The sequence below is a fragment of the Labrys sp. ALF-8 genome (assembly GCF_059699065.1).
The window spans coordinates 1755606-1775578 of sequence record NZ_AP048537.1; the positions used below are offsets into that span (position 1 = coordinate 1755606).

Annotated in this window: 21 protein-coding genes and 1 riboswitch; of the genes, 9 read left to right on the plus strand and 12 right to left on the minus strand. The window is 65.6% G+C overall.

What is annotated here, in order from left to right; all coding sequences use genetic code 11:
* Positions 1 to 3 precede the first annotated feature (3 nt).
* From AC6H34_RS08065 to AC6H34_RS08090, 6 genes are all read right to left on the minus strand, one after another.
* Positions 4 to 411 carry an organic hydroperoxide resistance protein gene (locus AC6H34_RS08065; protein ID WP_448150474.1) on the minus strand — a complete coding sequence of 136 codons (408 nt, stop codon included), beginning with the start codon at positions 409 to 411 and terminating at the stop codon, positions 4 to 6.
* 22 nt (positions 412 to 433) lie between these two features.
* Positions 434 to 1315: a F0F1 ATP synthase subunit gamma gene (locus AC6H34_RS08070; protein ID WP_448150473.1), complete on the minus strand. Its 882-nt coding sequence runs from the start codon at positions 1313 to 1315 to the stop codon at positions 434 to 436.
* A 30-nt stretch (positions 1316 to 1345) separates the two neighbouring features.
* A complete protein-coding gene (atpA, locus tag AC6H34_RS08075; protein ID WP_448150472.1) occupies positions 1346 to 2872 on the minus strand; it encodes a F0F1 ATP synthase subunit alpha in 1527 nt (508 codons plus the stop codon).
* On the minus strand, positions 2872 to 3432 hold the full coding sequence (locus AC6H34_RS08080; protein WP_448150471.1) for a F0F1 ATP synthase subunit delta: 561 nt from the start codon (positions 3430 to 3432) through the stop codon (positions 2872 to 2874). Before AC6H34_RS08080 ends, atpA begins: the two co-directional genes overlap by 1 nt.
* Before the next feature lie 443 nt (positions 3433 to 3875).
* Positions 3876 to 4061, minus strand: a complete 186-nt coding sequence (gene rpmF, locus AC6H34_RS08085; RefSeq protein ID WP_448150470.1) for a 50S ribosomal protein L32 — start codon at positions 4059 to 4061, stop codon at positions 3876 to 3878.
* A 180-nt stretch (positions 4062 to 4241) separates the two neighbouring features.
* The gene (locus AC6H34_RS08090) at positions 4242 to 4970 is read right to left on the minus strand and encodes a biosynthetic peptidoglycan transglycosylase (RefSeq protein WP_497538440.1); all 729 of its coding nucleotides are present in this window, start codon (positions 4968 to 4970) and stop codon (positions 4242 to 4244) included.
* Between the two features lie 174 nt (positions 4971 to 5144).
* On the opposite strand from AC6H34_RS08090, the gene AC6H34_RS08095 reads away from it, so the two are divergent.
* Positions 5145 to 6029, plus strand: coding sequence for a LysR family transcriptional regulator (locus AC6H34_RS08095; RefSeq protein ID WP_448150468.1), 885 nt, complete (start codon positions 5145 to 5147; stop codon positions 6027 to 6029).
* A gap of 4 nt (positions 6030 to 6033) precedes the next feature.
* On the opposite strand, the gene AC6H34_RS08100 is transcribed toward AC6H34_RS08095, so the two are convergent.
* Together AC6H34_RS08100 and AC6H34_RS08105 are read right to left on the minus strand one after the other, a co-directional pair.
* Positions 6034 to 6459: a cupin domain-containing protein gene (locus tag AC6H34_RS08100; RefSeq protein ID WP_448150467.1), complete on the minus strand. Its 426-nt coding sequence runs from the start codon at positions 6457 to 6459 to the stop codon at positions 6034 to 6036.
* 105 nt (positions 6460 to 6564) lie between these two features.
* Positions 6565 to 7446, minus strand: coding sequence for a LysR substrate-binding domain-containing protein (locus AC6H34_RS08105; protein ID WP_497538441.1), 882 nt, complete (start codon positions 7444 to 7446; stop codon positions 6565 to 6567).
* 68 nt (positions 7447 to 7514) lie between these two features.
* On the opposite strand from AC6H34_RS08105, the gene AC6H34_RS08110 reads away from it, so the two are divergent.
* Positions 7515 to 8435: a DMT family transporter gene (locus tag AC6H34_RS08110; RefSeq protein ID WP_497538442.1), complete on the plus strand. Its 921-nt coding sequence runs from the start codon at positions 7515 to 7517 to the stop codon at positions 8433 to 8435.
* 9 nt (positions 8436 to 8444) lie between these two features.
* On the opposite strand, the gene AC6H34_RS08115 is transcribed toward AC6H34_RS08110, so the two are convergent.
* Complete coding sequence (locus AC6H34_RS08115; RefSeq protein WP_448150463.1) at positions 8445 to 9332, minus strand: LysR family transcriptional regulator; 888 nt, start codon at positions 9330 to 9332, stop codon at positions 8445 to 8447.
* Positions 9333 to 9507: 175 nt separating this feature from the next.
* On the opposite strand from AC6H34_RS08115, the gene AC6H34_RS08120 reads away from it, so the two are divergent.
* Positions 9508 to 10548: a YeiH family protein gene (locus AC6H34_RS08120; RefSeq protein ID WP_448150462.1), complete on the plus strand. Its 1041-nt coding sequence runs from the start codon at positions 9508 to 9510 to the stop codon at positions 10546 to 10548.
* Between the two features lie 4 nt (positions 10549 to 10552).
* On the opposite strand, the gene AC6H34_RS08125 is transcribed toward AC6H34_RS08120, so the two are convergent.
* Positions 10553 to 12607, minus strand: coding sequence for a 2Fe-2S iron-sulfur cluster-binding protein (locus AC6H34_RS08125; RefSeq protein WP_497538443.1), 2055 nt, complete (start codon positions 12605 to 12607; stop codon positions 10553 to 10555).
* Between the two features lie 213 nt (positions 12608 to 12820).
* On the minus strand, positions 12821 to 13432 hold the full coding sequence (locus AC6H34_RS08130) for a glutathione S-transferase family protein (RefSeq protein ID WP_497538444.1): 612 nt from the start codon (positions 13430 to 13432) through the stop codon (positions 12821 to 12823).
* Positions 13433 to 13560: 128 nt separating this feature from the next.
* Here AC6H34_RS08130 and AC6H34_RS08135 point away from each other — a divergent pair, with 128 nt between their 5' ends.
* Together AC6H34_RS08135 and crcB are read left to right on the plus strand one after the other, a co-directional pair.
* Positions 13561 to 14463 (plus strand): LysR family transcriptional regulator, encoded by a 903-nt coding sequence (locus AC6H34_RS08135; protein ID WP_497538445.1) that lies wholly within the window; start codon positions 13561 to 13563, stop codon positions 14461 to 14463.
* Positions 14464 to 14530: 67 nt separating this feature from the next.
* A riboswitch (Fluoride riboswitch) is annotated at positions 14531 to 14590 on the plus strand.
* A gap of 69 nt (positions 14591 to 14659) precedes the next feature.
* Positions 14660 to 15100: a fluoride efflux transporter CrcB gene (gene crcB, locus AC6H34_RS08140; protein WP_497538446.1), complete on the plus strand. Its 441-nt coding sequence runs from the start codon at positions 14660 to 14662 to the stop codon at positions 15098 to 15100.
* Positions 15101 to 15216: 116 nt separating this feature from the next.
* Here the strand turns inward: crcB and AC6H34_RS08145 are convergent, their stop codons facing one another.
* Positions 15217 to 16407, minus strand: a complete 1191-nt coding sequence (locus AC6H34_RS08145) for an ROK family protein (protein WP_497538447.1) — start codon at positions 16405 to 16407, stop codon at positions 15217 to 15219.
* A gap of 151 nt (positions 16408 to 16558) precedes the next feature.
* Between AC6H34_RS08145 and AC6H34_RS08150 the strand changes: the two genes are divergently transcribed.
* Genes AC6H34_RS08150 through AC6H34_RS08165 form a run of 4 tightly spaced genes read left to right on the plus strand, consistent with a single transcriptional unit; the run spans position 16559 to position 19972 of the window.
* Positions 16559 to 17635 (plus strand): Gfo/Idh/MocA family protein, encoded by a 1077-nt coding sequence (locus tag AC6H34_RS08150; protein ID WP_497538448.1) that lies wholly within the window; start codon positions 16559 to 16561, stop codon positions 17633 to 17635.
* Positions 17635 to 18468, plus strand: a complete 834-nt coding sequence (locus AC6H34_RS08155; RefSeq protein WP_497538449.1) for a sugar phosphate isomerase/epimerase family protein — start codon at positions 17635 to 17637, stop codon at positions 18466 to 18468. The genes AC6H34_RS08150 and AC6H34_RS08155 overlap by 1 nt, the downstream gene beginning before the upstream one ends.
* On the plus strand, positions 18465 to 19271 hold the full coding sequence (locus AC6H34_RS08160) for an alpha/beta fold hydrolase (RefSeq protein WP_497538450.1): 807 nt from the start codon (positions 18465 to 18467) through the stop codon (positions 19269 to 19271). Before AC6H34_RS08155 ends, AC6H34_RS08160 begins: the two co-directional genes overlap by 4 nt.
* Entirely contained in the window at positions 19268 to 19972 is a 705-nt protein-coding gene (locus AC6H34_RS08165) for a ribulose-phosphate 3-epimerase (RefSeq protein ID WP_448150453.1), read from the plus strand. Before AC6H34_RS08160 ends, AC6H34_RS08165 begins: the two co-directional genes overlap by 4 nt.
* Position 19973 lies beyond the last annotated feature (1 nt).

Sequence of the window (19973 nt, forward strand, 5' to 3'; positions counted from 1 at the left end):
GGATCAGACGACGGTCAACGTGACGGGCACGTTGTTGCGGGTCGCCCGGGAATAGGGGCAGATCGTGTGGGCTTCCTCGACCAGCGCCTTGACCTTGTCGAGGTCGGCGCCCGGGATATGGACCTTCAGCTCCACCGAGAGGGCGAAGCTGATGTCGTCCTTGGTCAGGGTCACCGCGCAGGTGATCTTGGCGGTATTGCCGTCGAGGCCATGCTTGCGTCCCAGTGCGACGATGGCCTGGCCGTAGCAGGCCGAGTAGCCCAGCGCGAAGAGCTGCTCGGGATTGTGGCCTGCACCGTCACCGCCGAGCTCCTTCGGGAAGGCCATGGCCAGCGCGAGCCCGCCATTATCGAGAACGGCGCGGCCTTCGCGGCCACCCTTGGTCGATCCAGAAGTCGTATAGGACGTCATCGCAATACTCCCTGGGCTAACCCTAGAGTGCTTCCGCACCCGAGATGATTTCGATCAGTTCCTTGGTGATCATCGCCTGGCGCGTACGGTTGTAGGTGATCGTCTGCTTCTTGATCATCTCACCCGCGTTGCGCGTGGCGTTGTCCATGGCGCTCATCTGCGCACCGTAGAACGACGCGTTGTTCTCGAGCAGCGCGCGCAGCACCTGTACCGAGATGTTGCGCGGCAGCAGCTCGGCGAGAATCGCGCCCTCGTCCGGCTCGTACTCGTAGGCGATCTTCTGGGCATCCGCACTGGCGTCGACCTCGGGCACTTCGGCCGGGATCAGGCGCTTGGCGGTCGGGATCTGCGAGATGACCGACTTGAAGGTCGAGTAGAACAGCGTGCAGACGTCGAACTCGCCATCGGCATAGAGCTTGCGGATCTTCGCACCGACCTGGTCGGCATGCTCGAAGGCGAGCTGGCGCACCGAGCGGAAATCGACGAGCTCGATGATGTTCTTCTCGAACTGGCGCTTGAGGACGTCATAGCCCTTGCGGCCCACGCAGAGGATCTTCACCGTCTTGCCCTGGCCGATCAGGGCCGTGGCATGCTCGCGGGCGAGGCGCGCGATCGAGGTGTTGAACGCGCCGCACAGGCCACGCTCGCCGGTGCACACCACCAGGAGATGGGTCTGGTCCTTGCCGTTGCCGGCCAGAAGCGGAGGCGCCTGGCGCGGATCGGCGATCGAGCCGGCCAGATTCGTCAGCACCGCATCGATGCGCTCGGCATAGGGACGCGCCGCCTCGGCAGCGGACTGGGCGCGACGCAGTTTGGCGGCCGCGACCATCTGCATGGCCTTGGTGATCTTCTGCGTCGCCTTGACCGAGGCAATGCGGTTTCTAAGGTCCTTCAGCGATGCCATCGCTTCGCCTTCCTATCGAACGAACTACGATCAGGCGAAGGTCTTGGCGAAAGCCTCGACCTGCTCCTTGAGCTGGGCAGCGACATTGTCGGCCAGATCGCCCGAGGAACGGATCGCCTCGAGGACCGAGCCTTCGGCACGCAGCTTGGCGAGAAGGCCGTTCTCGAAGCTCTTCACCTTGGAGACGTCGATCCTGTCGAGATAGCCGTTGACGCCGGCATAGATCACGACGACCTGCTCTTCCATCTTCAGCGGCGAGAACTGCGCCTGCTTCAGCAGTTCGGTCAGACGCGCGCCGCGGGCCAGCAGGCGCTGGGTGGTGGCATCGAGGTCGGAACCGAACTGGGCGAAGGCGGCCATCTCGCGATACTGGGCAAGTTCGCCCTTGATCTTGCCGGCAACCTTCTTCATCGCCTTGGTCTGCGCCGAGGAGCCGACGCGCGACACCGACAGACCCACGTTCACGGCCGGGCGGATGCCCTGGTAGAACAGATCGGTCTCGAGGAAGATCTGGCCGTCGGTGATCGAGATCACGTTGGTCGGGATGTAGGCCGACACGTCGTTGGCCTGGGTCTCGATGACCGGCAGAGCCGTGAGCGAGCCGAGGCCGGCGGCCTGGCCCATCTTGGCGGCGCGCTCGAGCAGGCGGGAGTGGAGGTAGAACACGTCGCCCGGATAGGCTTCGCGGCCCGGCGGACGGCGCAGCAGCAGCGACATCTGGCGGTAGGCGACGGCCTGCTTGGAGAGGTCGTCATAGATGATGACGGCGTGCATGCCGTTATCGCGGAAATACTCGCCCATGGCGCAGCCGGCGAAGGGCGCCAGGTACTGCATCGGCGCCGGATCGGAAGCGGTGGCGGCAACGACGATGGAGTAGTCGAGCGCACCGTTCTCTTCGAGAACCTTCACGAACTGAGCGACCGTGGAGCGCTTCTGGCCGACGGCGACGTAGACGCAGTAGAGCTTCTTCGTCTCGTCGTCGCCCTGGTTGAGCGGCTTCTGGTTGAGAATGGTGTCAAGCGCCACGGCGGTCTTGCCGGTCTGGCGGTCGCCGATGATCAGCTCGCGCTGGCCACGGCCGATCGGGATCAGGGCGTCGATGGCCTTGAGGCCGGTCGCCATCGGCTCGTTCACCGACTTGCGCGGAATGATGCCGGGAGCCTTGACGTCGACGCGGGCGCGGTGATCGCCCTGGATCGGGCCCTTGCCGTCGATCGGATTGCCGAGGGCGTCGACCACGCGGCCGAGCAGGCCCTTGCCGACCGGCACTTCGACGATGGCGCCCGTGCGCTTGACGGTGTCGCCTTCGCCGATTTCACGGTCGGAACCGAAGATCACGATACCGACGTTGTCGGTTTCGAGGTTCAGCGCCATGCCGCGCACACCGCCGGGGAATTCGACCATTTCACCGGCCTGGACATTGTCGAGGCCGTAGACACGGGCGATGCCGTCACCGACGGAGAGAACCTGACCGACTTCGGAAACTTCGGCTTCCTGGCCGAAATTCTTGATCTGGTCCTTCAGAATGGCGGAAATTTCTGCGGCGCGGATGTCCATCAGCCGACCTCTTTCATGGCGATCTTGATCGATTGGAGTTTGGTCTTCAGCGAGGCGTCGATCATGCGGGAACCGATCTTGACGATCAGACCGCCGATCAGGCTCGGGTCGACCTTGACGTTGAGGGCAACATCCTTGCCGGTCGCCGTCTTGAGCGAATCCTTGAGGGTGTTGAGATTGTCATCGGAAAGCGGCTGTGCGGCCGTCACTTCGGCCGTCGCCTGGCCACGCGCCTTGGCGACGAGCCCGGTATAGCCGCGGATCATGTCACCCACCGCGAACAGGCGGCGGTTATGAGCTGCAAGCTTGATGAAATTGGCGGCGACGCCCCCGATACCGGCGCGATCGAGCACGGCCGTGATGGCCTTGGTCTGCTCGTCGGAGGAAAAGACGGGGCTGCGGACGAGGCGCTGCAGATCGGCGCTTTCTTCCACGAGGCCATTGAAACGGCCGAGATCGGCGGCAACGGAATCGATGGCGTTCTGCTCGCTCGCGAGCTCGAACAAGGCGATGGCATAGCGGCCCGCCATGCCAGATACGATCGGTTCTTCCCCTGCCACCGCGCGTCTCTCTCTTGAAGCCGCTTCGGAATAGACGCAGTCCTGCCGGGATTCCCCCGCGCCTGACCGCCCAACCCCTTGGCGGATAAGTTGAATTTCTGCACGGTTGTGGGAGGAGGACCTGCCCCGTCCCCACAACACGAGCGCTCACCTAACACACAGGCTTTGCCGACGCAACAAGGGCCAAACACTGAAAAGGCGGGGAAAAATGCCGCGCCCCCGGGCAATTTTCCACCCTGTTTGGAATTACTCGCGGCATCGCCCCCGACCAGACGCGTCACCGGGCGACGCGGCGCAGATCGGGAACGCCCTGTCAAGTGTCTGACTTGTCGTCTCGCGAAGCCGTATTTGCACCGTGCCGCATGCGGGATGGCTCAAGACAAACAAAAGGGCCGGCAATGGCCGGCCCGGAAGAGGTGCCGCGCGAATCTTCGCGCCGAACCTCAGGCTTCGGACTTCTGGGTCAGAATCTGGCGGCCGCGATACATGCCGGTCTTCAGATCGACATGGTGGGGACGGCGCAGTTCGCCCGAATCCTTGTCTTCGACATAGGTCGGCGCCTTGATGGCATCAGCGGAACGGCGGAAGCCGCGCTTCATGCGGGAGGTTTTTCGCTTCGGAACAGCCATTGGTTTCTTCTTCGTGGCGTGCGGATGCCGTGATGGTCACGGCAGGCCGATGACAAAATTCGATTGAAGGCGCAGCGTATACAGGAAGAGAACTCAGGAAGAAAGGGGCCGGAGTCATTATTTTCCTGGCGCGAAGCGGTGCACTCCTTAGGATGCCGGACTCGCGCCCGGAAAGGAAGATCACTTCACGCAGGCGAAATACTCCGCTGAATTCCTGGCCCGGTTCATGATCAGCCCGGCGAGGTTGCGCAGCCGCCGGGTGGGCGAACCCGCGCTGCGCCGGACCGGATTGGGCAACGCCACCGCCAGCTGCGCCGCCTCGCGCGCGTTCAGCTTGGAGGCAGGCTTCTTGAAATAGAACTGCGAGGCAGCCTCTATTCCATAGATGCCGTCCCCCCACTGTGCCACATTGAGATAGACTTCGAGCGTGCGGCGTTTCGACCAGACAAGATTGGTCCACAGCGCCAGCGGGACTTCCAGCGGCTTGCGGGCGAAGGTGGGCAGCGGCCACAGATAGAGATTCTTCACCGTCTGCATCGCGATGGTGGACGCGCCGCGCGAAGGACCGCCATCCTGCTCGAGGATCGTGCCGATCGCACCGAAATCGACGCCCCAGTGCCGGCAGAACTGCCCGTCCTCGGATGCCATGACGGAAAAGCGCGCCACCGGCGCGATTTCCTCGAGGCTCACCCATTGGCGATCCACCTTCTGGCCCGTGACATAACGACCGAGCATCGGCAGGGAAACCGGCGGCACCATGGCGTAGACGAAGGTGAGCAGCACGGGGATCGCTGCGAGCGCGACCGCGGCATAGACGAGGCGCCGCCAGAGCGAGCGCGACCGTTTCCTGGCGGGCATGGCGACCCCAAGCTCCGAGCCTTGTTCGGGCATTGCCGCGTCAGCCATCATCCCCGCCCGGCCGTCAAGTTTCTTAACCTCAATAGCGCAAAGCGCGCGCCAAAGCACCCCGCTCATGAGAAAGGGTTAACATGCTACGCCTGTCAAAGGTTGCGCCAGGCACTCTAGGCAGCGGGCCGGAGCCGGGCCATATTAGGATGGCTACTCAGGCAGGCCCTTCCGATCATGCATCCTAATATCACTTTCACGCAGTTGCGCTGCTTCGTCGCCGTGGCCGAGACGGGCGGCTTCACCTCGGCCGCCCAGCGCATCCACCTGACGCAGTCGGCGGTCAGCCAGGCCATCGCAGGACTGGAAGAGGTGCTCGGCGTTAAGTTGCTCACGCGTACGCGCGAGGGAGTGATCCTGACCGACATGGGCGAGGCGGCGCTCATCGAAGCAAGGTCGCTGCTGGCCGGCGCGCAGCGCCTGGCCGCCGTCACCCGCACGAGCGACAAGCTGGCCGGCGCGACCTTGCGTGTCGGTTCGGTGCAGAGCGCAGCCGCGAGGCTCCTGCCCGGCTGGCTGAAACCCTTCCGTGCGCTCTACCCGCAGGCGGGCATCACCCTGCATGAGGGCAGCGACGACGAGGTGACCGCCTGGGTGCTCGCCGGCGCCGTCGATGTCGGCATCACCGGCCAGGCCCATCCCGATCTCGACAATCACATCGTCGCCAATGACGATTACGTACTGGTGCTGCCCGCCAATCATCGCCTGGCGAGGACCGCCTCGATCGGTCTCGAAGCAATCGACGGCGAACGCGCCATCTTTTCCGACGGCGGCGACGACACGCAACTGGAGACCGCGCTTGCCGCAGCCGGGGCCAAGCCGCAGGTGCTGTTCCTGGCGCGCGATAATTCCACGATCTTCGCGATGGTACGGGAGGGCATTGCGCTCACCATCATGCCGGACCTGACCCTGCCCGACGACACGAGCGGCCTGGCGGTGCGCCGCCTGACGCCGACCCTGCGCCGCGACCTGCACGCATCCACGCGCAAAGCGGGGCTGAGCCCCGCCGGCAAGGCCTTCATGGAACTCCTGCCGATAGGGAGCTTGACCGAGGCGGGGTGAAGCCTCACGCGCCGGGCACCGGCACCAGTCCGTGGCGGAGCATCGTCTCCTTCATCCCGGCGAGATCAGGCGGCTCGACGCTGAGCAGAGCCGCCATTTCCCGGAAATAACCGGGGCCGAGCACGCCCGGCGTCAACACCACCAGGCAGCTCGAGGGCTCCTGCGTGTCGTTCTGGAAGGCATGGACGACGCCACGCGGGATGAACAGGGTCTCGCCGGGCGCCACCGTGAGGTCGCGCCCATCGACCCGGAAGCTCGTCACCCCGCCCAGGCCATAGACGGTTTCGTCCCAGCTTTCGTGATGATGGGCCACCGGCATGCGCGAATTGGGCTGCACCGTCATCTCGAACATGTCGAGACTGCCTCCCGTGTCTTCCTTGCTTCTCAGGAAACGCAATTCAAGGCCCCTGATCCGAATGGTCTCTGGCATGCCTACTGCTCCCTCCGACTGGTCCCGCTCGACGCTGGACCTCGCCATCAAAGGCCGCAAGGAAATTCGTTGGGAGACCGATATCGGGAGTCATTGGGCGACGGCCTACGCCCTCTTCACCAACTCCAGGAGCCATTTCTCGAACAGCTCGGCCCCGCGGCGGGCGGGCGGGCGCGTCCGTACCCAATAGGTGCCGAAATGCAGGCCGTCCTCAGGTCCCGTGACGACCAGCAGCCCGCGGTCCAGTTCCCGCTCGATCAACCGGGGCGTCGCGAGCGCGAGGCCGAGGCCGGCGGCGCTCGCCTCCCACGCCGCATCGTCGGTGTCAAAACGGCTGGTGATGCGCAGCCTTGCCGGATCGACGCCGAAGTGCCCGGCCCATTTGCGCCAGTCCCAGTCATCCGGCGTGGCGGAGATGAACGGGGCGGAAGCCACCACGGCCTCGGCGGACCGCCCGGCATAGCGGGCCGCGTTCAATGGAGCAGCGACGGCGACGCAGACATCCTCGAACAATACGGTCGCACCCTGTGCCATCGCGCCGCTGCGTGAATAGCCGATGACGACATCGATATCGTCGTGATCGGCCATGGCGGAGACAGGTGTCTCCAGGCGGACCCGGATCGAGGGATGAAGCTCCCGAAAATGGCCGAGGCGCGGAATCAGCCACCGCAGGGCGAGCGAGACGGAGGCACGGACGAAAACCTCATTGGCATCGCGATGCAGGGCCGCTGCCGCGGCGGCGATGGTATCGAGCCCCGGCGTCACCGCGGCAAGGAAGCGCTCGCCCTCCGCCGTGAGCTGGATGGCGTTGTTGCTGCGCGCGAACAGCCGCACACGGAGCGCTTCCTCCAGCTGGCGCACCTGGTGGCTGACGGCGCTCGCTGTGACGCCGAGTTCCTCGCCCGCAAGCTTCAAGCTGAGCAGCCGGGCGGCTGCCTCGAACACTCGAACGGCGTTGAGGGATGGAAGGCGCGGTGATACCTGCATCGAAATTCCTTATGCAAACGCAAAATTACGCGTTTGTTTTCCGTCTTCTTTCCAAGCATGCATCAAACATGATGACGGCAGCGAATTCAACGGCAGAGAATGGCAGCCTCCTGGGCAACAATGCGCGCGGGGCCCTCTGGCTGCTGGCGAGCACCGCCCTATTTACCCTGATCTTCGCCTCCGGGCGGTTTGCGGGACCGGCCCTGGCGATCCCGCAACTGCTGTTGCTGCGCTATGCCGGCGGTTTCCTCACCGTGCTCGTCGCAGCCGCGTCCACGAAGCGGGCAACCGACGGTCTCCGCAGTCCGCGACCCGGCCAGCACCTTCTGCGCGCCTGCTTCGGCTGCTTCGGAGGACTGGCGGCCGTCTATGCCGCCGCCCACATGCCGATGGCCGCCGCCAGCGCAATCGGCCTTCTCGACGGCCTGTTCATCGTCCTGCTCGCGGTCGTCATGCTGGGGGAGGTCGTCGGCTGGCGGCACTGGCTCGCGGGCCTGCTCTGCGCCGTGGGCGCGTTCGGGGTGGTGGCGTTCCAGGCCTCGCCGGTGAAGGAAGCGACGAATCTCGCCTTCCCCGCCGCCATGGCACTGCTCGGCGCGCTGCTGATGGCCTTCGAGGCGATCTACATCAAGCGCCTGACCAGGGACGATCCTCCCCTGGCCATCCTCGCCCATGTCAATCTGTTCAGCTTCCTGCTGATGCTCGGCCCTGCGTTGTGGAGCTGGAAACCCATCGGCATCTGGCCCGTCCTCGCCTGCCTGTCGCTGGGGCCGCTGGCGATCCTGGCGCAATACTGCACCATTCGCGGCTACCGGCTCGCCGACATGGCCGTGGCGGGACCGATCGGCTACAGCTGGATCCTTTTCGCGGCGCTCCTGGGCCTGGCGGCGTTCGGCGAAGTGCCCGACAGCCGGGCGCTGCTCGGCTGCACGCTCATCCTTGCCGGCGGTTACTGGCTGACCCGACTGCCTCGCACGGGTGCTGCATGAAACCTGCCCTCACCCGCCCGTCTGCGTGATCACCATTTCAAGCATCCGGGCCGCCTTCGTGAAATAGCGCTCCTTGTGGCGCAGCATGCGGAAGGCGCGGGGCGGAATGTCGAAGCCGATACGCACCAGGCGGCCGGCCTGCAGGTCGGGGCCCGCCACCAATTCCGACATGACGGTGACGAAGGGCCCCGAGAACACCGCGGAGCGCACGGCCTCGTTGGAGGGCAGCACCAGCGCGATCTCCAGCGCCGCCGGATCCACGCCCCAGCCGCTGAGGGCCGCTTCGAAAGCCGAGCGCGTGCCCGAGCCAGCCTCCCGCATGATCCAGCGCGCCGTAGCGATGTCATAGGCGCGCACGTCGCGACCATCGGCCCAGGGATGCCCGGGGGCCACCACCACGATCAGACGGTCATGCGCCACGGTTTGCACATGCAGCGCAGGCTCGTCGATCGCGCCCTCGATGAACCCGATCTCGGCCACACCCTCCAGCACCGCCTGGGTCACGCTCTGGGTGTTACCGATTTCCAGTCTGAGATCGATGGTGGGATGGACATCATGGTAGCGGGCGAGGAACGGCACGACCCAGTAGCTGGCGATGGTCTGACTGGCCTGGACGGTGAGCGAGCCGCGCAGCCCCCCGCCGAGTTCGGACAGTGCCAGCTCTGCGGCCTTTGCCGAAGCGAGAGTTGCGCGCGCCTCCGGCAGGAACTGATGTCCGATGTCGGTCATCTCGATGCGCCGGCCCACGCGGTGGAACAGCGTGGCGCCGTAGCGCTCCTCCAGCACGCGAATCGCCGAACTGACGGCTGACGGCGTGAGGCGAAGTTCCTCCGCCGCCCGGGTGAGGTGCTCACGCTCGGCCACTGCCACGAAGATGCGAAGCTGCTCCAGCGTCATGGGGCCTTCCTGTAGCGCAAGCGGCCAAGCGTGCCCGACCGTGATCGCAGTGAAGAAACACGGAGTGATAATCGTTCGATTGAATCGAACGAAACCTACATTATTTCGAAATGGATTGAACAGTGCCTTTCAGCGAGAAATTAGCCAACGCATCGACTTCCTGAAAGTGGCCGCCATGAATACCGGCATCGTCAACAAGGCTCGCGAGATCATTCCGGGCGCCGGCTTGTGCATCGTCGTGACAGCCCTGGCCATGGCCGCCCAGCTCTTCGAGACCACGGTGTTCGGCAAGGCCTGGCTCGAAGCCCTGGTCCTCGCGATCCTGATCGGCGCTCTGATCCGCACCTTCGCCCGGCCGGAAATGCACTTCGACCGCGGCATCGCCTTCGGTGCCAAGACGCTGCTGGAAGTAGCCGTGGTCCTGCTCGGCGCTTCCGTCAGTGCCGCCGCGATCGCCGATGCCGGTCCGGCCCTCATCGTGGGCATTGCCGGCGTCGTCATGGTTTCGATCCTGCTCAGCTTCGGCATCGGCCGGGCCCTGGGCCTGCCCTACAACATGGCGCTGCTGGTCGCCTGCGGCAACTCGATCTGCGGCAATTCGGCCATCGCCGCCACCGCCCCGGTGATCGGCGCCAACGGCAAGGACGTCGCGGCCTCGATTGCCTTTACCGCCGTGCTCGGCGTGGTGGCCGTCATCGGCCTCCCCCTGCTCGTGCCCGCCCTCGGCTTCTCCGCCGGCCAGTACGGCGTGTTCGCCGGCCTCACCGTCTATGCCGTGCCGCAGGTCCTGGCCGCCACCGCCCCCGTCGCCGCGCTCAGCGTGCAGATCGGCACGCTGGTCAAGCTTACCCGCGTGCTGATGCTCGGACCGGTGATCCTCGTTCTCGCGCTGATCGGGGAGAGCCAGCGTGCCGCGAGCGATGGCGCGGCTGCCCGCGCCCGTCCGGGGCTCGGCCAGATCGTGCCCTGGTTCATCATCGGCTTCCTGGTGATGATGGCCCTGCGTTCCTTCGACCTGCTGCCGCAAGCGTCGCTCCAGCCGATCGCCTCTGCGTCCAACACGCTGACCATCGTTTCGATGGCCGCCCTCGGCCTCACCGTCGACATCCGCGCTGTGGCAAAGGCCGGCCCGCGCGTCACCTCCACCGTTATCCTCTCGCTCCTCGCACTCGGCGTGATCAGCTACGCCCTCATCATGCTGCTGAAGGTGGCTTGACCGCTCAAAGATCGAGGCTCAGCGGTCCGCCCGCCCCCGGTACCGAGCAACAGAGGAGCGCCTCGTCCTGGCCCACCCCAGCGACCGGCTCGCCCTCATGGGACACCGTACCGGAGAGCACTCTGGTCCGGCAACTGCCGCAGGAGCCGACCCGGCAGCTGTGAGGCGGGGCGAGACCTTGTGCCTCCGCGAATTCGAGCAGCGAACCGGATCCAGGCTCCCAGATAGCCTGGCGTCCGGAGGCGGCAAAGGCGACGGAGACCGGCGCGGTCGCCTGCGGCTGGATCGGCCGTGCCGGCTCCCCCGCCGCGCCCTTGCGCTTGAACGAGGATGGCCCGAAAGCCTCGGCATGGATGCGCTCATCCGCGACGCCGAGGCCCCGCAGCCCGTCATAAAGTTCCTGCATGAAGGACCCCGGTCCGCACAGGTAGAAATCATAGTCCCCGAAAGGAAGGCATGCCTGCAGCAGGGCAAGGTCGATGCGGCCCCGATGTTCGTAGTCGTCCTCGCTCGCGTCCGAGGAGTCGCCGAGCACGCGCACCACCTGCACCGCGCCTTCGGAAGCGGCGGCAAGTGCCGCGATTTCGCGGCTGAATGCGCGCTCGGCCTTGGAGCGGGTGGCCTGGAAGAAGAAGGCGGGCCGGACACGGCGCTTGCGCAGGCCCTGATAGATGATGTCGCGCAGCATCGCGAGCACGGGCGTGACGCCGATGCCGGCTCCCAGCAGCACGGCCGGTCTTTGCGCCAGCGCGTCGATGGTGAAGGAGCCCACGGGCTCCCGCGCCTCGATGACGTCGCCTTGCCTTAGGCCGTGCAGGACATGTGAAACCGCTCCCTCCAGCTTCACGCTGATGCGATAGACGCCGTCCGACGGCGCGGAGGAGAGCGTGTAGGTGCGTAACGCCTGGCTGCCGTCGGGCAGGCGAACACGGATGGGCAGGTGCTGGCCGGCCTTGTGGGGAACCAGGCCGGCACTGTCCGTTGGCTCGAGATAAAGCGAACGGATGACGCTGCTCTCCTCGGCGACCCCCGCCACGCGGAAGGGACGCCAGTTCCGGCCGAGTTCGGCAGCCTTCAACCGGGCGGCGGCTTCGGCCCAATTCCCCGTGAGCATGGAGTTTGGCGAAGCGCCGCGTGGACGGGCCAGCCAGCGCAATGGCAGGGCGGCGCGGCGATGAACGATCTGCCGGGGTGTGAAGCGCAGCAGCCGCTCGGCACCCTGGAAGGCGGCGATCTCGGGCGAATCGAGCACCACCTCGCCGAACCCTGAGATCTGCAGCAGGTCGCCGGTCTCGAAATCGATGAAGAGCAGGCCGGTCCTCGGGTTCACCATGACATTGCCGAGCGTGTTGAAGAAGAGATTGCCGGCGAAGTCCGGTATCGTCAGCACTCCGTCCGCGCCGATCCGCACGAAGCCGGGGCGTCCGCCTCGATGGGAGACGTCGACCTGCCGCCCGCCCTGCGCGGGATCGGCGTAGGAAGCGATGAAGAAGGTGTCGGCCTTGAGGATCATGGCCGAGACAAGGTCGTCCAGGCGCCCGAGGCGGCGCAGGCTTTCTTCCGGCGGAGCCGCCGGCGCGCTCACGAATTCGAAGTCACGGAGCTGGATATATTGCGGACAGTTGCCGTAGCTCTGGCCGACGACGACGTCGAAGGAGGCCTCATCGCTGCGGCGAACCATGCCGTTCAGACGGTTGCGCCTGCGGGTATGCAGTTCGATGCCTATGAGGCCGATGGCATCTGCGTCGCGCATGCCGGCCGCTGCGGGATCTGCCGGGCTTACAGCAGCAGCGACGTGCAGCGTACGGATATCGGGTGAACTCAGGAAACCGGGGCGGCCGGCCAGCACCGTGGCCCAGGCATTGCCGGAGGGATCGACCGCACCGGCCACGATGAAGGGCAACTGCGGATAGAACTCGCGGTGCTGGTCGATCAGGTGGTCGCGCAGCACGCGACGGCCGACCGTCTCCATGCGTTCGGCGACGCCGGCTCGCCTCTGAAGGGCGATCTCGCCCTCGTGCCAGGGGGAGGCGTTCGAAATGGGAATGCTGCCATCCATGGAATGATCCTTTCAGGAAAGGAAAGGCGGGTTTTCACAGACTCACTCAAGAATCCCAGCGGCGTGAGGACGGTCCCCGTCTCGTCACGCGCCGCATCGCTCCGGCCGTCGAGGTACAGCTCCCGCCGTGTCTCGACAGGACGAGCGCCTACAAAGACGAATGTCCAGGTTCGGCACCGTCCCGGTCGCGCCGTGAAGATCCGCCCAGCAAGGCTATGCGGCGAGCCCGACAGCGGTCTTCTGGAAGGGCACGAAGCCCGGCAGGGCCTCGATCCGGCGGAGCCAGGCGCCGACATGCCCATAGGGGGAAAGATCGACGTTCCCCTCCGGCGCCGATGAAATGTAGCTGTAGAGCGCAACATCGGCCGCTGTCGGGCTGTCGGCCGCGATAAAGCGACGCGAGGCGAGTTCCTCCTCGATCCGCGCGAGGATGGCATGCGCACGGGCGATAACCTCCTCGGCGTTGAAATTGCGGCCGAACAGGGTGACGAGACGGGCGGCGCAGGGGCCGTAGAAGATCTCGCCGGCCGCCACGGAGAACCAGCGTTGCACGGCGGCAGCCGCCACGGGCTCCAGAGGCAGCCAGTCCGTCAAGCCGAATTTGCGTGCGACGTAGACGATGATCGACAGGGAGTCGGGCACGATCACGCCGCCGTCATCCAGCACGGGGACCTGGCCGAACGGGTTGAGCCTGAGGAAATCTGGCTGCTTGTGCGCGCCCTTGGCAATGTCGACCAGGACGAGTTCGTGCTCCACCCCGGCCAGTGACAGGAACAGGTGGGCCCGGTGCGCATGGCCCGACAGCGGGTGATAGTACAGCTTCACGATCAATCTCCAGCAGCTTGATATTGTCTGCCCGCAAGATGGTCATTTCACTTGATCATGGGAATATGCATTGTGTGGAAGGTATAATTCCGAATTAAGGAATAATTTCGAGGAAACGGAAGTCAGCCATGGATCGCCTGCAAGCCATGCGGGTCTTCGTGAAGGTGGTCGAGACGGGCGGCTTCGCCGAAGCGGCCCGCAAGCTCTACATGAGCCCGCCCGCCGTCACCCGGGCCATCGCTTCACTGGAGCATGCCATCGGAGCGAGGCTCCTCACCCGCACCACGCGTTCGGTGAAGCTCACCGATGCCGGGCAGCGTTATTTCGCAGATTGCCAGCGCATCCTGACCGATCTCGCCGATGCCGAGGCGGCCGCCGCGGGCTCCTACGCCACGCCGAGCGGCACGCTGGCGATCACCGCGCCCGTCCTGTTCGGCCAGATGCATGTGCTGCCCATCGTGATGGACTATCTTGGCCAGCATCCCGCCGTGACCGCGCAGACCCTCTTTCTGGATCGCCTCGCCAATCTCGTCGAGGAAGGCATGGATGTCGCCGTCCGCATCGGCCGGCTGCCCGATTCCGACCTGCACGCGATTCGCGTGGGCACCGTACGCCGGGTGATCTGCGCTTCGCCCGCCTATCTCGCGGAGCACGGCGAGCCACTTGCGCCTGCGGATCTCGCCGGCCACCGCGTCATCGCCAATGTCAGCGCATGGCCATCGCTCGAGTGGCGCTTCGGGCGCGAGCGCAAGACCAGTGTCGACATCCATCCGCGCCTCATATGCAATCTCAACGAAGCGACCATTTCAGCGGCCATCGAAGACTGGGGCCTGACGCGCGTGCTGTCCTACCAGATCGACGCGGCCGTGCGGGAGGGACGGCTGCGCGTCCTCCTCGCAGACTACGAGGAGGAACCCCTGCCCGTTCATGTCGTCCATGCAGGCGGGCGCGGACCATCGGCCAAGATCCGTTCCTTCGTGGATTTCGCGGTGGCGCGGCTGAGGGCGAGCCCCATCTTCGGGGGCGATTGATCGGAGCGCCGGAACAGGTCCTCCGTTCCGGCGTTGACCATCAAGCCCGCCACGCGATAAGGTGGGTGACCAGCACGGGGATGGAGTCCCCCCAAACCGCCGCAAGGCTGATGACTCCTACCGGGCGTTTCGCGCCGGTAGGAGCTTGCCGTTCTCCTCCTGATCGAAGCGCTGTGCGATTGATTTAGGAGGACTCATGTCCGGTTCACTTTCGAACACGCTTCTCATTGCACTGGGCGGCGCCGTCGGCTCGGTGGCTCGCTACTGGGTCGGCCTCTGGATGGTGCCCTACAGCCAATCCCTACCGCTGGGCACCATTCTCATCAATATCGTCGGTTCCTTCCTCATCACCTTCTTCGGCGCCCTCACCATCGCGAACGGCCGCCTTCCGCTGGCGGAGAGCTGGCGGCTGTTCTTCATGGTCGGCATCTGTGGTGGCTTCACCACCTTCTCCTCTTTCAGCCTGCAGACGCTCGACCTACTGCGCAACGGCATGCCCGGCCGCGCGCTCGTCAACATCGCCGCCTCGGTGATCTTCTGCCTGATCGCCTCGACCCTGGGCTACATGCTCGCCCAGCGGATAAATGGCGGCGTCGAGCGGATTGCCCAGATGCAGATCGAGGAAGAGGTCTCCTGAGGCTCCGGGCGAGGGGCCGCGCCCCGGAGTGGATCGCAAGGGCGGAGTGAAGGCGCTCCCGTGATTTCTGGTTGTCAGGCTGGAGGAGCGGTTCGGCCTGAGCGCTTTTTTCTGACCTAAGCCCCGATCTCGATGTTCGACACATCGAAGGCCCGGTGATGCGCTATGGCGGCCGCTCCCACGGCGCATTCGAGTTCTCCGAGCGTGGAGAGGCGGATCTGCGGCCTTTGCATGCCCGGCACGATGGCCCCGGCCACGGCCTCGGCGATCATGCCGAGCCGTGCCGCGAGCACGGGGCGCATGGGGCCGCCCAGGACGATGGTGCCGGGGTTGAAGATGTTCACCAGCGAGGTAAGGCCGGTGATGAGATGACCGGCCAGGTCGTCCATTGCGTCACAGGCCTTGCGGTCACCACTGGTGGCGGCATCCGCCACGATTGCCGGCAACGCCGAAAGCCCGTCGGTGCCGAAGGCCTCGCCCGGGCGATAGCTGCGCTCCAGCGCGGCGATATTGACGAAGGTCTCCAGGCACCCCTCCTGGCCGCAGGAACAGCGAGACCCCGATGCACGGATTCGCACGTGCCCGAACTCGCTGCCAGTGCCGGCCGCCCCTCGCATCAGGCGGCCATTGATGATCGCGGCACCGCCGCAGCCGGTGCCCAGCTTGAGATAGATGATAGCATCCGTCGAAAGAGCGGGCTGGGTATAGACTTCGCCGAAGGCGGCGGCGTGGGCGTTGTTCTCGACAAAGACGGGAACACTCAGTACTCCCTCCGCGAGAGCCCGCAGGTTGACGTCCTTCCACCCCAGGATGGGCAGGTGAACGACGTGCCCGTCCGACCGCACCAGTCCCGGCACGGTGATGCCGACCGAGCGCAGACGCCCCCTCACAGGCCGCCGGCGCTCCAACTCCTCGACATACGCAGCGATCGCCGCGACGGCCGCTTCCGGGCCGGCCGTGGTGGCCAGGCGTTGTGTCTGGCTGGCGACCACGCCGAGCGCGAGGTCCAGCAGGGCGAAGCGCACCAGCCCGACACCGATCTCGGCGCCGAGGAGGTAGCCTCCTTCAGGGTTGAGCGCGATGTCCACGCCGGGACGGCCCACGTCGCGGCGCCCGACCTCCCCGGATGCCGCCCGTCGCTCTGCGACCAGACCTTCCCCCGCGAGGTTCTCGACAAGATTGGTGATGGTGGCCGGCGTCAACGCGAGGCGGCGTGCCAATTCGGCGCGCGGCATGGCGCCATGCATCCTCAGCTGGGTGAGGACACGCCTTTCATTCACGAAACGGGCGAGGGTCTGGTCGGCCATCGGAGCGTTCTCAGGCGATATACGTCAGGGCGAGATCGTTGCCATGATGAAGCAGCGGTACCTCAACGGCCTTGGAACAGGCAATCGCGAACTTGTGCTTTCAATTAATTTAGATAATAAATAAATTATCGAAAGCCAAGAGAACACTCCCATGCCGAAGAAGGAAGATCGCCGCCTCAAGGTGGGTGTGTTGGGCTGCGGCCCCATCGCCCAGGCAGCGCATTTTGAGAGCTGCACCAAGGCCCGCAATGCCGATCTCTATGCCATCTGCGACGTGGCGCCGGATCTCCTCGAGCGCATGGCCTGGATGCACCAGCCCGAGAAGACCTTTTCCGATTATGCGGCCATGCTGGCCGATCCGGCACTCGACGCCGTCATCATCGCCACCTCCGACGCCTACCATGTGCCCGCGGCGCGCCAGGCACTGGCCGCCGACAAGCATGTGCTGAGCGAAAAGCCGATCGGCATGGGCATCGAGGAGGTCGAAGGCCTGCGGGAAACCGTTCGCAAGAGCGGCAAGGTGCTGCAGGTCGGCCATATGAAACGCTTCGATGCGGGACTGGAGGCAGCAAAGGATTTCATCGATTCCGAAATGGGCGAACTCCTCGCCCTGAAGGCCTGGTACTGCGACTCCACGCACCGCTATCCGATGACCGATGCGGTGCAGCCGCTCATCGTCACCAGCAAGCTCGCGCGCAAGCCCGCGGAGGATCCCAAGGCTGACCTGCAACGCTACTACATGCTTGCCCATGGCAGCCATCTCGTCGATACCGCGCGCTATTTCGGCGGCGAGATCGTGGAGGTCGAGGCACGCTTTTCCGAGCGCTTCGGCGCTCGCTGCTGGTTCGTGGACGTCGCCTTCGCCAACGGGGCGCTGGGCCATCTCGATCTCACGGTCGCCGTGCGCATGGACTGGCACGAGGGCTTCCAGATCTACGGCGAACGGGGCAGCGTGCTCGGCAAGACCTACAATCCCTGGTACTACAAGACCAGCGAAGTCGACATCTTTCGTGAAAAGGACGGCGCCACCACGCGCGTGCTGGGCGCGGACGGCCATTTCTACAGGCGCCAACTCGAGGGCTTCGCCGACGTCGTCCTCAAGGGCGCGCCAATGCGTGGCGCGGATATCGACGACGGAATTGCCTCGGTGAGGGCGATGGTCGCCATCGCCCAATCCGCGCGCGAGGGCCGTGCCGTGAAACTCGCCGACACCGAGGGGGTGCTCTGATGGAAATCGGCATCTTCGCCAAGACCTTCCCTGGGACGGCACCCGGCCCGGTGCTGGCGGCCGCCCGCGAGGCCGGCTACCGGACGGTGCAATACAACATGGCCTGCTCCGGCCTCGATTCCATGCCGGCGGCAATTCCCGACAGCACGGCCGAAGCTGTCCGCTCCGCCGCCCGTGAACACGAAGTTACGATCACGGCAGTATCGGCCACCTACAACATGATCCATCCCGATCCGGTGGTCCGCCGGCGCGGGCATGAGAGCCTCGGCGTCATCGCCGCCTCGGCCCATCGCATGAAAACGCGGCTCCTGACGCTATGCACGGGCACCCGCGACCCCGACGACCAGTGGCGCGGCCATCCCGGCAATGACGGGCCTGACGCCTGGCGAGACCTCAGGGAAAGCTTCGAGACAGCGCTGGCCATCGCGGAGAAGTACGATGTCGACCTCGGCATCGAACCGGAACTCGCCAATGTCATCAATTCGGCCGCGAAGGCCCGGCGCTTGATCGACGAGATGGCCAGTCCGCGCCTGAAGATCATCCTCGATCCCGCCAATCTCTTCGAGGTGGCCACGCTTTCCGACCAGCGCCGCATCGTCGCCGAGGGCATCGACCTCCTCGCCGACCGCATCGTCATGGCTCATGCCAAGGACCGCGACCCGGCGGGCGGCTTTGCGACCGCAGGCAAGGGCGTCATCGACTATGACCACTACCTCTCCTGCCTTGTCGGGGCAGAATTCGACGGACCGTTGGTGACCCATGGCCTCGCCGCCGGAGAGGCGGCCGGCGTGGCGCGGTTTCTTGACGGCAAGCTCGCGAGCCTGGTGCGATGACGACAATTTTCGAGCGCGAAGGGCTGAGGCTTGCCGTCCACGACCGGGGCACGGGAACGCCGGTCGTCTTCCAGCACGGCCTGTGCGGCGATGCCGCCCAGACGGCGGACGTCTTTCCCTTCGACCTGCCGGCGCGCTGCCTGACGCTCGAATGCCGCGGCCATGGCGCCTCGCAGGCCGGCGATACCACCCGCTTCTCGATTGCCACCTTCGCCGATGACGTCGCTGCCTGGATCGAGAGTCTCCGCGTTGCGCCAGTGATCATCGGCGGCATCTCGATGGGTGCGGCGATCTCGCTGCGGCTCGCGGTAACCCGTCCGGAGCTGGTCCGTGGGCTGGTGCTGGCCCGGCCTGCCTGGATCGCCGAAGCGGGGCCTGCCAACATGGAACCTAACGCCATGGTGGGTGAACTGCTGGCCCGACATGCTCCCGACCAGGCTAGGGCCTGTTTCGATGCGCAGGAGATCGCCCGTGATCTCGCTGCGCGCGCGCCTGACAATCTCGCCTCCCTGCATGGCTTCTTCACGAGAATGCCGCAGGAGGTGACCTCGGCCCTGCTCACCCGCATTTCCGCTGACGGCCCCGGCGTCTCCCATCAGCAGATTGCCGCCCTGGAAATACCGACGCTGGTGATCGGCACCGACGTCGATGCCGTCCACCCCATCGGCCATGCCGAGGCTCTCTCGGCCATGATTCCGAGCGCTCGCCTCGCTCGCATCACCCCAAAGGCGCTCGACAGGGCGCGCTACACCCAGGATTTCCGCGCCGTCCTGGCGCAGTTCCTTTCGGAGAACCCCGCATGACACCCGCTTCCGGCTGGCTCGCAGCCCTGCCCGCCGACCGCCTGCTCGCCGAATTCTCGCTATGGTCGGCGGATCTCGGACATCTCGTCGACGACATCGCCCGTGTCGAGCCGCATGTCGACATGTTCCATATCGATGTCGCAGACGGCCATTTCTCGCCTGCCCTGCTCTATTTTCCGGACCTCACCGCGGCGGTGCGAAAGGTGACGGCGAAGCCGCTCCACGTCCACCTCATGACGACCGACGACATCCTGATCGACCAGATCGACCAGTTCGCCGAGGCGGGCGCGGACGTGATCTCCGTCCACGCCGAGAACGGCAATGCCGACGCGGCGCTCGCGCATATCCACAAGCTCGGCCTCGCCTCCGGGGTGGTGCTGCAGCTTCATACGCCCGTGGCGGCGGCGGAGCGCTTCCTCGACCGCATCTCGATCCTGACCCTCCTCGGCACGCTGATCGGCATCAAGGGCGTGGGTCTCGACGATTCCGCCCTCGGACGCCTGCGCGAGGCTCGAAAGCTCATCGCCGCCAAAGCCGGCCACCGCATCGTACTCGCCTCGGACGGCGGCAACCGCGACCACACGGTGCCCAACCTCCGCCTCGCCGGGGCCGAGACCGTCGTGCTGGGTTCTCTCGCCTTCGGCGCGCCGGACCTGGACGCGCGCATGGCCTGGGTGCATGGGTTGAAGCGGGAAGACTGAG